Source organism: Frondihabitans sp. 4ASC-45, assembly GCF_049472575.1.
Lineage (GTDB): Bacteria > Actinomycetota > Actinomycetes > Actinomycetales > Microbacteriaceae > Frondihabitans.
The window spans coordinates 198,270-213,450 of sequence record NZ_JBCEBN010000002.1 but is presented as its reverse complement, the minus strand read 5'-3'; the positions used below and the strand labels follow the sequence as shown (position 1 = coordinate 213,450).

The 15,181-nt window shown below is 67.5% G+C and carries 13 protein-coding genes and 1 tRNA gene; 6 read left to right on the top strand and 8 right to left on the bottom strand.

The genetic code is table 11. The features are described from left to right. Positions 1–62: 62 nt before the first annotated feature. The 5 genes from VH571_RS04610 to VH571_RS04590 form a co-directional block, all read right to left on the bottom strand. A complete protein-coding gene (locus VH571_RS04610) occupies positions 63–698 on the bottom strand; it encodes a ScbR family autoregulator-binding transcription factor (protein ID WP_423263535.1) in 636 nt (211 codons plus the stop codon). Positions 699–832: 134 nt separating this feature from the next. Continuing rightward, positions 833–1,765, bottom strand: a complete 933-nt coding sequence (locus VH571_RS04605) for an alpha/beta hydrolase fold domain-containing protein (RefSeq protein WP_423263534.1) — start codon at positions 1,763–1,765, stop codon at positions 833–835. Positions 1,766–1,822: 57 nt separating this feature from the next. Continuing rightward, on the bottom strand, positions 1,823–2,401 hold the full coding sequence (locus VH571_RS04600; RefSeq protein WP_423263533.1) for a hypothetical protein: 579 nt from the start codon (positions 2,399–2,401) through the stop codon (positions 1,823–1,825). Positions 2,402–2,648: 247 nt separating this feature from the next. Continuing rightward, a tRNA-Val gene (locus VH571_RS04595) sits at positions 2,649–2,721 on the bottom strand. Between the two features lie 142 nt (positions 2,722–2,863). Then, positions 2,864–3,337: a peroxiredoxin gene (locus VH571_RS04590; protein WP_423263532.1), complete on the bottom strand. Its 474-nt coding sequence runs from the start codon at positions 3,335–3,337 to the stop codon at positions 2,864–2,866. Positions 3,338–3,617: 280 nt separating this feature from the next. Here VH571_RS04590 and aceE point away from each other — a divergent pair, with 280 nt between their 5' ends. The 6 genes from aceE (at position 3,618) to VH571_RS04560 (ending at position 11,422) form a co-directional block, all read left to right on the top strand. Continuing rightward, positions 3,618–6,362, top strand: coding sequence for a pyruvate dehydrogenase (acetyl-transferring), homodimeric type (gene aceE, locus VH571_RS04585; RefSeq protein WP_423263531.1), 2,745 nt, complete (start codon positions 3,618–3,620; stop codon positions 6,360–6,362). A gap of 7 nt (positions 6,363–6,369) precedes the next feature. Beyond that, complete coding sequence (locus tag VH571_RS04580; protein ID WP_423263530.1) at positions 6,370–7,659, top strand: PucR family transcriptional regulator; 1,290 nt, start codon at positions 6,370–6,372, stop codon at positions 7,657–7,659. Between the two features lie 97 nt (positions 7,660–7,756). Continuing rightward, on the top strand, positions 7,757–8,695 hold the full coding sequence (locus VH571_RS04575; protein WP_423263529.1) for an ACP S-malonyltransferase: 939 nt from the start codon (positions 7,757–7,759) through the stop codon (positions 8,693–8,695). Further along, positions 8,692–9,708 (top strand): beta-ketoacyl-ACP synthase III, encoded by a 1,017-nt coding sequence (locus VH571_RS04570; RefSeq protein WP_423263528.1) that lies wholly within the window; start codon positions 8,692–8,694, stop codon positions 9,706–9,708. Before VH571_RS04575 ends, VH571_RS04570 begins: the two co-directional genes overlap by 4 nt. 117 nt (positions 9,709–9,825) lie before the next feature. Next, a complete protein-coding gene (locus VH571_RS04565) occupies positions 9,826–10,074 on the top strand; it encodes an acyl carrier protein (RefSeq protein WP_055958210.1) in 249 nt (82 codons plus the stop codon). A gap of 88 nt (positions 10,075–10,162) precedes the next feature. Then, entirely contained in the window at positions 10,163–11,422 is a 1,260-nt protein-coding gene (locus tag VH571_RS04560; RefSeq protein ID WP_423263527.1) for a beta-ketoacyl-[acyl-carrier-protein] synthase family protein, read from the top strand. Between the two features lie 120 nt (positions 11,423–11,542). Here VH571_RS04560 and VH571_RS04555 read toward each other — a convergent pair whose 3' ends face one another. From VH571_RS04555 to VH571_RS04545, 3 genes are all read right to left on the bottom strand, one after another. Then, positions 11,543–12,058 carry a DUF3145 domain-containing protein gene (locus VH571_RS04555; RefSeq protein WP_233573134.1) on the bottom strand — a complete coding sequence of 172 codons (516 nt, stop codon included), beginning with the start codon at positions 12,056–12,058 and terminating at the stop codon, positions 11,543–11,545. Positions 12,059–12,453: 395 nt separating this feature from the next. Further along, entirely contained in the window at positions 12,454–14,100 is a 1,647-nt protein-coding gene (locus tag VH571_RS04550; RefSeq protein ID WP_423263526.1) for a bifunctional 3'-5' exonuclease/DNA polymerase, read from the bottom strand. Between the two features lie 35 nt (positions 14,101–14,135). After that, positions 14,136–15,005 (bottom strand): DUF1684 domain-containing protein, encoded by an 870-nt coding sequence (locus VH571_RS04545; protein ID WP_423263525.1) that lies wholly within the window; start codon positions 15,003–15,005, stop codon positions 14,136–14,138. Positions 15,006–15,181 lie beyond the last annotated feature (176 nt).

The window sequence follows — 15,181 nt, the reverse complement described above, 5'->3', positions numbered from 1 at the left end:
AGTTCATCGAACTGTTACAAACCGGGCCGGTCGGATTGTTTTAGCCACCCGAACCTTGATTATCAGCGAGATAAGACGATCGATAACAGGTGTCGCGCAGATTCCATCCGCTCCGGACGGACCAGGGCGGGGAGTAGCAACTCCCACATATCGCGAATCCGGTCGAGCAGATCGCGTCGCTGTCGCAGGGTGTCGGAGACGAGCTGCACTCCGGTGTAGCTCGGGATGATGTATTCGGCCACTCGACGCGGGTCGAGATGCTCGAAGAGGTCGCCCTGCTCCTGGCCGAGGGTGACGAGGGTCTCGAACGAGTCCATCCACTCGAGGTAGGGGTTCTCTGCCGAGAGCTCCGACGCGGTGCCATCGGTGGTCAGACGGATGCCGGCGCTCACGATGGTCTCGCTGGTCAGCTGGTGCGCGAGGCTCGCGCACATGCGCAGCATCCCCTCCATAGCGCTCTCGGCCTCGGCTAGTGCTTTGCCGGCGGCCACGCGAGCGACCCTGTGCTGCTCGTCGATGACGGCGTTAGCGATCTCGTCTTTGGAGTGGAAGTGGAAGTACATCGCTCCCCGCGTGACACCCGCCTCGTCGGCGATGAGGTCGAGCGACGCGTTTGCGTAACCGCGGGCGTTGAAGACGGTGGCGGCGCCCTGGATCACTGCTGCCCGTGTCGCGAGGGCTCTCTCCTGGGTTGGCACGAGTAGAGCGTACCGGGGTGGCAAAGGGAAACAGGTTGATCGGACTTTTTCGGTGAGGCGCCGAGAGAACGCCGGTGTCGCTCACCGTTTTACGCATTGCTGACTGATTATTCGGTGAGCGATGCGTAAAACGATTAGCGACGCGGCGCGAGACTGCCCGTGACCTGCTCGACGAGTGTGCGGCGTGCAGCTCGACCCTCTGGGGTCGGAAGGAGCGGATACACGTGCACCTGCTGGGGAGCTTCGAAGTAGGTGAGATCGGCGCCGAGAGCCTCGGCTCGCTCGGCGAGCAGGCGAGCGTCGGGATTGAGGATGTCGTGGGTACCGCTGAACATCGTGATCGGGCCGACCGCGGCCAGGTCGCCCGAAAGCGGGCTCACCCGGAGGTCGTCGACCGGGAGCTCGCCGCGCCAGAGGTCGGCATAGACGATGCCGCCCGGTCGAGCGAGCCACGGGTCGTTCGGCTGCACGACGGGGATGCCGGGGTTCGTGAAGGAGAGGTCGAGGGCCGGCGAGATGAGGATCGTCCGCGCCGGGGCGACACCGTGATCGGCCTGCAGGAGGAGCGCGGCAGAGAGCGCGATCTGCCCTCCGGCCGAGTCTCCGGCGAGAACCACTCCCCCAAGGCGTCCGTGGACATCGAGGGCGATGCGAGTGACCTGCTCGACGACCTCGCCGGCGGTGCCGAACGGCGCCAACGGGTAGATCGGCACGGTGACCTCGACGTCGGCCTCGCGGGCGATCTGCGCGATCAGAGTCCAGTGCTGGGTGACGATCTCGTTGACCCAGGCTCCACCGTGCAGGTAGACGACGCCGGCACGAGGGCCTGCGCCGGGCGTCGAGCCGGGCGAATGCGACCCGCTCGGTGTGACCGTGTAGATCGGCCACCCGCTGCGGCGGTCGAGAGCGACGTGCACACCCCGAAGCCGCGCCGGTGGGGCAAAAGGTTGCGGGCGGATCCTTCGGTCTTCGATGTGGGCGCGTGCTTTGTCGGCGTCGACGAACGTGGCATTGGCCCGGACGACGCGGAGGAGGACGGCGACCCCTCGGGCTGCGATGCTCGGCACGGGGTCGAGCCTAGGCGGCGAGTCTGATGAGAGGAGGTCTTCTGCGGCGCGCTGCGCTCACGGGCCCCACGGTGCATTGTCGATGCGCGGCTCGCCGGGGTCCCAGGGCCAGGTGAAGGGGGCGCCGGACGGTTTGTGGTCGTAGATCGGATCTCCGTACGACGACAGGCCCCAGAAGATGGTCTCGTCAGAGGCGCTGCAGTGAAGAAACGCCACCGAGGAGTAGACGCCCCGTTCGATCACCGCTGCGACGATGTCGTCGATGGCGTAGGCGGCGCGGATGACTTCGAACCGGCCATCGGCGACGCGTGCGCGGATGGCCTGGTCTGCGGCTTCCATGTCGAGATAGGTCATGCCGGGTCGAAGGTCATTTGGCCGCCGTGGTGCGACTACGTCGGTATCGCAGACCGGGCAGGAGTCGCGAGTCGCCTCCGTCGAGTTGACGTCACGTCGCTCCGGAATCGGGTAGGCGCGGTCGGGACCGTACCTGACCTCGTGACCGGAATGCTCGCGGAGGCGCTGGATTACTTCAGCAGCGCGTCCCCGCAGGGCGACGGGGACGACGCCGTCCCACAGCTCAGGACGCGGAACCAGGACTTCTGGTTTTCGACCCGTCTCTTGGGTGATGAATCTCATTCGTCCACGCCACTCGGAATACACGATGGCGCGCGTGTCGTCGGGAGTCTCGCGCTCTGCCGCCCAGGACAGCGCGTACCTGCCGCCCCGGTAAAAGACTTTGTCAGCCTTGGAGGGCGACGTCGGCCGACCCGGCTCCAAAGGGACTCCAGGAACGACGAGACCGTCAGCTGCTCGCTTCCACCACATGACTCGACTATGCCAGGTGTGGGAGCGGTGCTGCGCGGCCCGCTTGACTGTGTTGAGGTGGGCCCTACCGGGCTCGAACCGATGACATCCACGGTGTAAACGTGGCGCTCTACCAACTGAGCTAAAGGCCCGCTGCGTCGCGACGACGAGCGTGCGTCAATGCTAGCGGAACGAATTCGACGAACTCGCGCGGATCGGCCGATGTCGCGCGCCACGGCGATGTGACGGTGGCCGATTTGCGCGAGGTCGCGTTTTCCCGCGGGGCAGCAAGCCTCAGACGGCTACGGGCACCAGAGCGTCGAGCGAGGCGCGGTAGTCGGCCATGTCTCGCGCCTGCCCGGGAGCGGTCACGAACTGCTCCTGGATGACGCCGTCGATGTCGATCAAGAAGGTCGCGCGGTTGGCGAAGCCCTTGTGCTCCAAGAAGACGCCGTATTCCTTGGCGACTTCGCCATGGGGCCAGAAGTCGGCGAGGAGGTTGAATTCGTAGCCCTCGGCCTCGGCGAATGAGCGCAGGGTCGCCTTGGAGTCGACGGAGATGCCGATCAGCTCGACCCGGTGGTCTTGAAAGAGACCGATGTTGTCGCGGAGCTGGCACAGCTCGGTGGTGCAGGTGCTCGAGAAGGCGAGGGGGAAGAAGACGAGGGCGACGGGTTTGACCCCGCGGAACTCCGACAGCCGGATGTGCTCGCCGAACTGGTTCGGCAGATCGAAGTCCGGTGCCTGGATGTCGTTCTCCAGAGCCATGTCGCGCTTCCTTTCGCGCCGCGGCTTGCGCGGTGTGTTCACGAGGCCGGACCCGGTGGGGCCGCGGCACGAGCGACAACACTACGCCCGGTGCCCCGCAAAGCAAGTGGCCGAGGATCCGACGTGGCTGAGAAGCACTGACGGCGCGGGTCACTAGAGTGGTCGGGTCGGGATCCTCCCGTCCTCACCCCTGGACGACGAAGTACCGGCAGCTCTGTGGCTTTTCATGTGGCCCGGGGTAAAAAAGCATCATGTTCCCCACAAAAGAACGAGGTCAAGGGTGTCGGTAAACGGTCAGGATCCCTATTCGGTCGACGATTTCGATCGGGATCCCGAAGAGACCGCGGAGTGGAAGGAGTCGCTCGACGGTCTCGTCGCGACTCACGGCCACGAGCGGGCTCGCGAGATCATGCTCAGTCTCCTGTCGAGGTCGCGCGACCTGCACGTCAACGTGCCGATGGTGCCTACCACCGACTACATCAACACGATCGCCGTCGAGAACGAGCCCGCGTTCCCCGGCGACGAAGACCTCGAGCGTCGCTACCGCAAGTGGATCCGCTGGAATGCGGCGATCACCGTGCACCGCGCTCAGCGGCCCGGTATCTCGGTCGGCGGCCACATCTCGACCTACGCCTCTTCGGCCGCGCTGTACGAGGTCGGCTACAACCACTTCTTCCGTGCACAGGGTGCTCCGGGTGGTGGCGACCAGATCTTCTTCCAGGGCCACGCCTCCCCCGGTATGTACGCCCGCTCGTTCCTCGAGGGTCGCCTCGACGAGCACGCTCTCGACGGCTTCCGCCAAGAGAAGTCGCACGGCGACGGCGGCTTGTCGTCGTACCCGCACCCGCGCCTCATGCCCGATTACTGGCAGTTCCCGACCGTGTCTATGGGTCTCGGCCCGATCAACGCGATCTACCAGGCGCAGCAGGCGAAATACCTCACCAACCGCGGCATTAAAGACGCCTCCGACCAGCAGGTCTGGGCGTTCCTCGGCGATGGCGAGCTCGATGAGGTCGAGAGCCGCGGGCAGCTGCAGGTCGCTGCCAACGACGGGCTCGACAACCTCAACTTCGTGATCAACTGCAACCTGCAGCGTCTCGACGGCCCCGTGCGCGGTAACGGCAAGATCATCCAGGAGCTCGAGAGCTTCTTCCGCGGGGCCGGATGGAACGTCATCAAGGTCGTCTGGGGTCGCGAATGGGACGAGCTGCTGTCGCGCGACGACGACGGCGCGTTGCTCAACCTCATGAACCGCACGCCCGACGGCGACTACCAGACCTACAAGGCCGAGTCGGGTGCCTACGTCCGCGAGAACTTCTTCGGACGCGACCCGAAGGCCCTCGAGCTGGTCAAGAACTACTCCGACGACGACGTCTGGCACCTCAAGCGCGGTGGCCACGACTACCGCAAGGTCTACGCGGCCTACAAGGCAGCGGTCGAGCACAAGGGCCAGCCGACGGTCATCCTCGCGAAAACGGTCAAGGGCTACGGCCTCGGCCCGTCGTTCGAGGGTCGCAACGCGACCCACCAGATGAAGAAGCTGACCCTCGACGGGCTGAAGGCGTTCCGCGACGAGATGAGCATCCCGATCTCCGACGCGACGCTCGAAGAGAACCCCTACCTCCCGCCGTACTACCACCCCGGTCAGAACGACGAGGCGATCGAATACCTGCAGGCGCGTCGCCGCGAACTCGGCGGGTACATCCCCGAGCGGCGCAGCAAATACACGCAGATCCCAGTGCCCGAAGAGAAGTCGTACGCGATCGTCAAGAAGGGCTCGGGCAAGCAAGAGATCGCCACGACGATGGCTTTCGCCCGCCTGCTGAAAGACCTGCTCCGTGCGCCCGACTTCGGTCACCGCATCGTGCCGATCATTCCCGACGAGGCGCGCACGTTCGGCATGGACGCCTACTTCCCGACGTCTAAGATCTACAACCCCAACGGTCAGACCTACACGTCGGTCGACCGTGAGCAGCTCCTCGCTTACAAAGAGAGCCCGCAGGGGCAGATCATTCACGTCGGCATCAACGAGGCGGGCGCGTTCGCAGCGTTCACCGCGGCCGGCACAAGCTACTCGACTCAGGGCGAGCCCCTCATCCCGGTCTACGTCTTCTACTCGATGTTCGGCTTCCAGCGCACGGGCGACGCCATGTGGGCGGCCGGCGACCAGATGGCGCGCGGCTTCATCATCGGCGCGACGGCGGGTCGCACGACCCTGACCGGTGAAGGCCTCCAGCACGCCGACGGCCACTCGCAGTTGCTCGCTTCGACCAACCCCGCGGTGGTCAGCTACGACCCGGCCTACGGATACGAGATCGGCCACATCGTCAAGGCCGGCATCGAGCGCATGTATGGCACCGACGACGAGGGCAAAGCGACGCACAGCGACCCCAACGTCATGTACTACATCACCGTCTACAACGAGCCGATGCAGCAGCCGGCCGAGCCCGAGGGCGTCGACGTCGAGGGGATCACCCGGGGCATCCACCGGATCAAGTCGGCCGAGAACCTCGGCCCCCGTGCCCAGCTTCTCGCGTCGGGTGTCGGTGTGCCGTGGGCTCTCGAGGCGCAGCAGCTCCTCGCCGAAGACTGGAACGTCGCGGCCGACGTCTGGAGCGTCACGAGCTGGACCGAGCTGCGCCGCGACGGCCTCGCCGCCGACGAGCACAACTTCCTCTACCCGAACGACGAGCCGAAGAAGGCCTACGTCACCGAGAAGCTCGAGGGCACCGAGGGCCCGGTCATCGCGGTCTCCGACTTCATGCACGCGGTGCAAGACCAGATCCGTCAGTTCGTTCCGAGCGACTACTACACGCTCGGTGCCGACGGCTTCGGTTTCTCCGACACTCGCCCCGCCGCCCGTCGCTTCTTCAAGATCGACGGCCCGTCGATGGTGGTCCGCACCCTGCAGGCTCTCGCCAAGCGCGGCGAGGTCGACCCGAGCGTCGTGCAGCAGGCGATCGACCGCTACCAGCTCCACGAGGTGACGGCCGGAACCTCCGGCTCCGCCGGCGGGGAGAGCTGATCCGGTCGTGAGCGCCTCGCGCACTCAAGACCCAGCGGCGAAGCAGAAGACGCTGGCGTGGTTGCGCACCGTGTCGGGTGAGTTCGCCACGGCGACCATCAAGAAGCTCGACGAGACGCTGCCCTGGTACGGCTCCATGCCACCGGGGCGGCGTTCCGCCGTCGGCCTCGTGGCACAGGCGGGCATCACGTCGTTCATCAGCTGGTTCGACGACCCCAAGGCCACGCCCTGGATAGCTGCCGACGTCTTCGGCGCGGCACCGCGCGAGCTGCTCCGAAGCGTCAGCCTGCAGCAGACGCTCCAGCTGATCCGCGTGACCTGCGAAGTGGTCGAAGACCGCGTGCAAGATCGCGACAGCTTCCTGCGCGAGGCGATCCTGCTCTACTCGCGAGAGATCGCCTTCGCCGCGGCCGACGTGTACGCCCGAGCTGCCGAGGCTCGTGGCCTCTGGGACGCCCGGCTCGAAGCTCTCGTCGTCGACTCGATCCTGTCGGGCGAATACGACGACGAGCTTCCGTCGCGCATCGCGGCCCTGGGCTGGCACGGCCATGGAGCCGTCTCCGTGCTCGTCGGCACGGCGCCCCGCATGCTCGACGTCGATGTGCTGCGCCGGACGGCGCGCCACCTCGACGCCGACGTGCTCATCGGGGTGCAGGGCTCGCGCCTCGTTCTCGTGATCGGGCGCGCCGACTCCGACGACGCGAGCGAAGGATCCCCCGGCCCGGCCTCCTCCGCCACGACTCCCCCGGCAGTGGCGTCGGGTCCTGCGGGCTCGACGAAGCACCACCCCACCTTCACCGAGATCGCTTTGGCCCTCGAACCGGGGTTCGGCGACGGGCCCCTGGTGCTCGGGCACGAAGTCCCCGGCCTCGTCGACGCGTCGGGCAGTGCCAAAGCCGCTCTCGCCGGCTTTGCGGTCGCGCGCTCGTGGCGCAACGCGCCCCGGCCGGCGCAGGCCGACGACCTCCTTCCCGAGCGCGCCCTCGCCGGAGACCCTTTGGCGCGGTCGACACTCGTCAACCGCATCTACCGGCCCCTCAAGGCGCACTCCTCAGAACTGCTGGCGACCCTCTGGTGCTATCTCGACAACGGTCGATCGCTCGAGGCGACGGCCCGCGAGCTCTTCGTGCACCCGAACACCGTGCGCTATCGACTCAAGCGCGTCACCGACGTGATCGGCTGGGACGCCACCGGTGCGCGAGAAGCCCTCATTCTGCAGTCGGCTCTCATCCTCGGCTCGATCGCCGACCCGGATGCACCGACGAAGTCGACTCGCAAGGCACCGGGCGCCAAGTGATTCGACCCTCCCGTGTGACGACTTCGCACAACGGTTTCGCCGATTCTTGGTCGAGTCCCCACACCGCCCCGGTGCGAATGATTGGCAGGATAGACCGGTGATCGTTCTCGTAGCCCCCGGGCAAGGTTCGCAGACCCCCGGCTTCCTCTCCTCCTGGATTACCGACCCGACGCTCAAGGAGCAGCTCGAGCAGCTCTCCGAGGCCTCCGGCGTCGATCTCGTCGCCCACGGCACCACTTCCGACGCCGAGACCATTCGCGACACCGCGGTGGCTCAGCCCCTCATCGTCGCCGCAGGGCTGCTCACGGCTCGGGCTCTCTTCGAGCGCGTCTCCCCCGGCGCCATCGCGGGCGTGGCCGGGCACTCCGTCGGCGAGTTGACCGCCGCCGCCCTGGCCGGTGTCGTCACCGAGGCCGATGCCGTGTCTCTCGTCACCGTTCGGGCTCGGGCGATGGCCGAAGCGGCGGCCGCGGCCCCCACCGGCATGAGCGCCGTGCTGGGATGCGACGAGGCGGAACTCCTCGCCCTGCTCGACGACCTGGGCCTCCAGCCCGCCAACTTCAACGGTGGCGGCCAGATCGTCGTCGCCGGCGACCTCGACGCCCTCGCCGCCCTGGCCGACGCGCCGCCGGCCAAGGCGCGGGTCATCCCGCTCAAGGTCGCCGGCGCCTTCCACACGCGCTTCATGTCGACGGCTGTCGAGCCCCTCCGCGTGGCGGCTGCGGGCGTCTCGGCGAGCGACCCCACTACCCGGCTCTGGTCGAACGCCTCCGGCGCCGAGATCGGCGGGGGCCGGGAGTTCCTCGACCTCCTCGTGGGCCAGGTCGCAAGCCCGGTCCGCTGGGACAAGACCATGGAGTCGTTCCAGGCGGCCGGTATCACCGGCCTCATCGAACTCGCTCCGGCTGGAGCCCTAACGGGCCTGGCAAAGCGCGGACTGCGCGCCCCCGACGGCGGCAAGCTTCCGACCGTCGCCATTACTTCACCCGACGACCTCCAGGCCGCCGTCGATCTGCTCGAGGGAGCTTCTGCATGACCAACCCGACACCCGCTCTGCTGCAGAATCCTCAGAGGCAGTTCACCCGGATCCTGAGCTTCGGCGCAGCCCGCGGCGACGTCGTCGTGCCCAACGCCGACATCATCGAGCCGATCAACTCGTCTGACGAGTGGATCCGGCAGCGCACCGGCGTGATCACGCGCATGCGAGCGAGCCGAGAGATCGACGCGATCGATCTCGCCGAGACCGCCTCCCGGGAGGCCATCGAGAAGGCGGGCATCGACCCGGCGAAGATCGGCGCCGTGCTCGTCGCAACGATCAGCAACACGGTGCCGACGCCGTCGATGGCGGCACTGCTCGCCGAGCGAGTCGGTGCCAACCCGGCCGCCGCGTACGACATCAGCGCCGCCTGCGCCGGCTACACCTACGGAATCGCCCAGGCAGACGCGCTCATCAAGTCGGGAATCGCCGAGTACGTGCTCGTCGTGGGGGCCGAGAAGCTCTCCGACGTCATCGATCCGACCGACCGCTCGATCTCGTTCCTGCTCGCCGACGGCGCCGGTGCGGCGGTCGTCGGGCCGAGCGAGACCCCCGGAATCTCGCCTACCGTCTGGGGCTCCGACGGGTCGAAATGGGAGACCATCGGGATGACCGCCACGACGCGCGAATACCGCGAGGGCGCGGGAGAGGTCGCTTGGCCGACCATTCGCCAGGAGGGCCAGACCGTGTTCCGCTGGGCCGTCTGGGAGATGGCCAAGGTCGCCAAGCAGGCTCTCGAGAAGGCCGGCATCGAGGCCTCTGACCTCGCCGCCTTCGTGCCACACCAGGCGAACATGCGCATCATCGACGAGTTCGCCAAGCAGCTCAAGCTGCCCGAAACCGTCGTGATCGGCCGTGACATCGAGACGACCGGCAACACGTCGGCCGCGAGCATTCCCCTGGCCACGCATCGCCTTCTCGCCGAACACCCCGAGCTGTCGGGCGGTCTGGCACTCCAGATCGGCTTCGGTGCGGGTCTCGTTTTCGGCGCTCAGGTGGTCGTTCTGCCCTGACCCCCGAGCACCTCGCACCCGCGGGGCACTCGAACCGGTTCCGCGCGCCGTGCACCCGCGTGGTAACCGTGCAATAAGATCTACCCGGTCACACCGTCACCCCCAAGGAGAGAAACAATGGCACAGTCCACCGAAGAAGTCCTGGCCGGCCTGGCCGAGCTCGTCAACGACGAGACGGGTATCGCCACCGACACCGTCGAGATGGACAAGTCGTTCACCGACGACCTCGACATCGACTCCATCTCGATGATGACCATCGTCGTCAACGCCGAAGAGAAGTTCGACGTCAAGATCCCCGACGACGAGGTCAAGAACCTCAAGACCGTCGGCGATGCAGTCAACTTCATCACCAAGGCGCAGGGCTAAGAGTCCTTCTGCTCGGCCCGCGTCCTCTCGACGCGGGCCGAGCGCTGTTTCCGGGGTGCGCCGCATCCCGACCACTTAGGAGACCACTGTGACCACAAGCACCCCCAAAAAGATCGTCGTCACCGGCATCGGCGCGACGACGCCCCTCGGCGGCACTTTCACTGCCAGCTGGGAAGCCCTGCTCGCCAAAGAGAGCGGCATCTCGACCATCGAGGCCGACTGGGTCGAGGCGTACGACCTCCCCGTTCGCTTCGCAGGTCAGATCAAAGTCAACCCGTCCGAGGTGCTCACCCGTCAAGAGACGAAGCGACTCGACCCGTCGAGCCAGTACGCACTCATCGCCGCCCGTGAGGCATGGGTCGACGCCGGGTCCCCCGATGTCGTGCCAGAGCGTCTGCTCGTCGACTGGGCGACCGGCATCGGCGGCATCTGGACTCTGACCGACGGCATGGACACCCTGCGCGAAAAGGGTCCCCGCCGCGTGCTGCCCATGACGGTTCCGATGCTGATGGCCAATGGCCCGGCAGCGGCCGTGTCGATGGATCTCGGTGCGCGCGCCGGAGCCCGCACGGTGCTCTCCGCGTGCGCGTCGAGCACCGAGTCGCTCGTGAACGCCTACGAGCACCTGCAGCTCGGCCACGCCGACATCGTCGTCACGGGCGGGTCGGAAGCGGCGATCCACCCGCTTCCCCTGGCCGCGTTCGCCTCCATGCACGCTCTGTCGACGCGTGCCGACGACCCGGCGACCGCCTCGCGCCCCTACGACGTCACGCGCGACGGCTTCGTGCTCGGCGAAGGAGCGGGAGCGCTCGTCCTCGAGACCGAAGAGCACGCCCTCGCCCGCGGCGCCCGCATCTACGCCGAGGTGCTCGGTGGCGGAGTCACGAGCGACGCCTTCCACATCACCGCGCCCGACCCCGAGGGCACCGGGGCCGCGCGCGCCGTCATCGAAGCGCTGAGCTCGTCCGACGTCGAGCGTGAGCAGGTCGTGCACATCAACGCGCACGCGACCTCGACCCCCGTGGGCGACGTCGCCGAATACCACGCTCTCCTCCGCGTCTTCGGCGACCACCTGCCCAACATCGCGATCTCGGCCACCAAGGCGTCGACCGGTCACCTCCTCGGTGGCGCGGGTGCTATCGAGGCGGCCTTCACCGTGAAGGCGTTGAGCAGCCGCACCGCTCCCCCGACGATCAACACGACGCAGACCGATGACGAGATCGACATCGACCTCGTGACGGAGCCTCGGGCTCTCCCCGCCGAGGGCGAGATCGTGGCGATCTCGACGTCGTTCGGGTTCGGTGGCCACAACGCCGTGATCGCGCTGCGGAGCTGGCCTCAGGCGTAGCCGCACGCGCACGAAGGCCCGACCACCTCGCGGGGTGGCCGGGCCTTCGTCTTGCGTCCTCCCCGATGTCGAACGGGAGGGCACGTGAAGCAGCTTGCGGAGAGTCGACGCCCGTGCGAATCAGCCGACCTTGTGCAACCACACGACGGGGTTGCCCTCGCTCGCGTGGCGGAACGGCTCGAGCTCGTCATCCCACGCCTGGCCGAGGGCGAGACGCAACTCGCGGTGCAACTCGAGCGTGTTGGATCCTGCGATCTCCATCGCGTAGCGAATGCGATCTTCGGGGATGACCGTGTTGCCGGCCGAGTCGGTCTGTGCGAAGAAGACGCCGAGGTCGGGCGTGTGCATCCAGCGACCGCCGTCGGCGTGGCTCGACGGGTCTTCGGTCACCTCGTAGCGGAGGTGCTCCCAGCCACGCAGGGCAGAGGCGATCTGGGCTCCGGTGCCTACCGGACCCTCCCAGAAGAACTCGGCGCGCAGGGCACCCTTGAGCACGGGCTGCTCGCCCCACGAGAAGTTGACAGCCGTGCCAAGGGCGCGACCAGCAGCCCACTCGACATGCGGGCTCAAAGCTCTGGGCGACGAGTGGACGAAGAGCACGCCACGCGTCACCGCGGTGTTGGTTATTTCAGCCACAGTTTTCTCCACTCGATTAGGTGCGACTTCCCCATCGACCTGTGAGTGGAACAAACGTGGTACTTCGTGAAGTATGGCTGATGCGGCTGGGTAATGACAAGTGTGTGATTCCTGTGTGCCCGATCGGGGGTCAGATGCCTGCTCTCGAGGGCCGCGCCTGTATTGAGGAGCCCCGGCTGGCAGGAATTCAGGATCCGGCGCCGGCCCCGCTCAACACAGGAGCATCGCGCGCGGATTCAGGCGCATGCTCGCGTCTGCGGCCCGCGTTCAGGAGGAGCAGCTCTTCGCGCGCCTGAAATCAGGAGTACGGAGTCGGCGCACCTGAATTCAGGAGCAGTCGAACGAGCAGACGACAACTCCGCGCGGTGGCACCCGAACCGGGGAGCCGCAAGTGGCTATTTCGCGTCGGCGTACGACTCCACTGTCGCCACCGTCACTGGAAAGCGCACGGGAGCCTGCCCGAAGAGCAGCCGCCCCGCCTCGGCGGCAGCGCCCTCGACCAGGGCGACCACCTCGGGGGCGACATCGGCGGGCGTGTGGACGACGACCTCGTCGTGAAGGAAGAACACGAGGTGCGGTGCGTCCGGGCCATGCCCGAACCGGGCGTCGAGCGAACGGCGAAGAGCACCCATCCAGCAGAGCGCCCATTCGGCTGCGGTGCCCTGCACGACGAAGTTGCGGGTGAAGCGACCCCAGGCGCGGCGCCCTGCCCCGACATCGCCGACGCCCACCTCGGGAGGCGGCGGTGCGAGGTCGTCGCCCGCCGCGGACGAGGGATCGGGCGAGGTGCGCCCCAGGAGCGTGTGCACTACGCCGCCGCCCTCACCGACTCGGGCCGCGTCTTCGACGAGCTTGATCGCCTTCGGAAAGGCGCGGGTGAGTCGCGGCATGAGCCGCCCCCCATCGCCCGAGGTGGCACCGTACATGGCGCCGAGCATCGCGACTTTGGCCTCGGCGCGGGTCGCCACGGCGCCGGACGCCACGATCCCCTTGTAGAGGTCTCCGGTGCCGGCACGCGCCATAGCGTCGTCGTGGGAGAGGGCGGTCAGGATCCTGGGCTCCAATTGCGAGGCGTCGGCGACCACGAGGGCCCACCCCGGGTCGGCCACCACGGCGCCGCGCACCGCCTTCGGCAGTTGCAGGGCTCCCCCGCCCGAGGTGCCCCAGCGGCCGGTCGCTGCGGCGGCGGGGACGTAGTCGGGCCGGAAGCGCCCGCCCGCGACCCAGGCGTCGAGCCAGGCCCAGCCATTGGCGACGAGGAGCCGCTGCTTCTTTTTGTAGGCGAGCAGGGGCGGGATCGCCGGGTGGTCGAGCTGCTGGAGCTCCCACTGCCGGGTCGTGCGCACCGCAAGCCCGGCGCCTCGCAGCGCCTTGATCAACTCGGCCGGCGAATCGGGGTTGAGGTCGGGCGTTCCGAGCTCTCGCCGGAGAGCCGCCAGATCAGTGAGCATCAGGGCAGGGCGCTGGCCAGGGTGCGGCTTGGGGCCGAGGGCGACCGTGAGGAGGGCGTCGTGCGTCGACGCCGACCACGGAATGCCGCGCGCTCGCATCTCAGCGGCGATCAGGGCACCTGCCGACTCGGCGGCGACGAGCAGCTCGAGCTGACCGCGCTGGGGAGAGGCTTCAATGGCCGCACGCTGCAGCAGGAACTCGCCGACCGGATCGGGCAGCGACTCGCGCTCGACGACGAACAGCGCGTCGGCGGCCACCGGCGGAGCCTGGCCGGCATCCCACGGGCCCGCACCGCCCCGATGAATCTCGGAGCCGATGGTGAACTCGGAGGCCCGCAGAATCGCGTGCGCGAGGCGCAGGTCAACGCATCGATCGACGTGGAGGCCGTCTGCGAGCAGCTGGGGATACCACCGAGCGGTGTCGTCCCAGACCCACCGCGTGGCGACCGCTTCACCGCGCTCGATTTCGCCAGCGAGATCGGAGCCCAGGATCCGGCGCACCGACCCCGACCGAAGTGCCCCGGCCTCGTCACGTCCGATCACCGTCACCTCGATGGACTCGTCGGGCAGACGAACGAGACACGTGAACATTTGTTCGATTCTAGGTGGCGGGCGCGTCTGGCCTGCTATTCGTGCAGGAGCGAGCCGTCTTTGGCGAGGACGTTCTTCTCCCCCGCCTCGATGGCTACGGCGAAGCGGTTTTGCTTCGGCGGGATGGGGCAGTTGAAGTTGTACGAGAAGGCGCACGGCGGCAGCACGGCGCGGTTGAAGTCGAGGGTGATGGTTCCATCGTCGTTCGGGGTCGGGAACAGGAAACGCCCGACAGAGTAGGTCGAGTCGCCGTTGGTGGCGTCGCCGAACACCAGCTGCAGCAGGTCGCCGTCGCCCGCGGGGAAAGCGGCCAACTCGTAGTCGACCCCATCACGGCTGAAGCGGATGAGGCCGGGCAGGGGCTTCGGACGGCTGAGGTCGAGGTCTTTCTGGTGTCGGATGTCGACCTCGGTGCCTTCCGCCGTGGGTACCCACTCGGCCGTCACGACCCATGACGAATCGAACGGGAACGCGTCGATGTCGCCGAACGCCTCAATGGCCTCGGAGGCGGGGTTCCAGACCCGGAGAGCGTAAGTGCTGCGGTCGTCGTTCGCGATCACGGTGCCGGTGGAGCCGTCGGCGAAGGCGATCGTCGAGGGGGTTATTGCATCGTCGCCCGAGACGTAGACCGTGCCGTCGACCGGATCGCCGTCGACGATGATGCCGTCGGCGGTCGCTGCGGTGACGGCGAGGCCGCCAAGACCCTTCGGCGCAGGAGCCCACCGCCCAGGCACGCCGTAGATCGGCTGCTCGGAGTCGACCCACTGGGTGTTCGTCAGCGCGAGCGGGCCCTGGGGGCTCTGCGCTCGTCGAAGGCGTCGCTGGTGGAACTCGGCGAGGTCGGCCGCGGGGTCGGCTGCGTTGGTTTCGGCGGGGCTGCTGTCGGCGGTGCTCGTCTCAGTCATGATGGCTCCAACGTAGAAGAGGCCCCCGACATTTCCGCCAGAACCGGCGCGTCACCACGCGGTGCCTGACAACACGGACCTAACAACACGGACCCGGCAACACAGACCTGACAACACGGATCCGAAACCACCGAGCGGCCGCGACACCGCCGAAAGGCGGGTGCGCGGCCGAAAGG

Bases quoted from the DNA above. Each gene is read 5' to 3' on its own strand.
- VH571_RS04600 (WP_423263533.1), bottom strand. From the start codon at position 2,401: ATGAGATTCATCACCCAAGAGACGGGTCGAAAACCAGAAGTCCTGGTT.
- VH571_RS04590 (WP_423263532.1), bottom strand. From the start codon at position 3,337: ATGGCTCTGGAGAACGACATCCAGGCACCGGACTTCGATCTGCCGAAC.
- VH571_RS04570 (WP_423263528.1), top strand. From the start codon at position 8,692: ATGACCAACCCGACACCCGCTCTGCTGCAGAATCCTCAGAGGCAGTTC.
- VH571_RS04565 (WP_055958210.1), top strand. From the start codon at position 9,826: ATGGCACAGTCCACCGAAGAAGTCCTGGCCGGCCTGGCCGAGCTCGTC.
- VH571_RS04550 (WP_423263526.1), bottom strand. From the start codon at position 14,100: ATGTTCACGTGTCTCGTTCGTCTGCCCGACGAGTCCATCGAGGTGACG.
- VH571_RS04545 (WP_423263525.1), bottom strand. From the start codon at position 15,005: ATGACTGAGACGAGCACCGCCGACAGCAGCCCCGCCGAAACCAACGCA.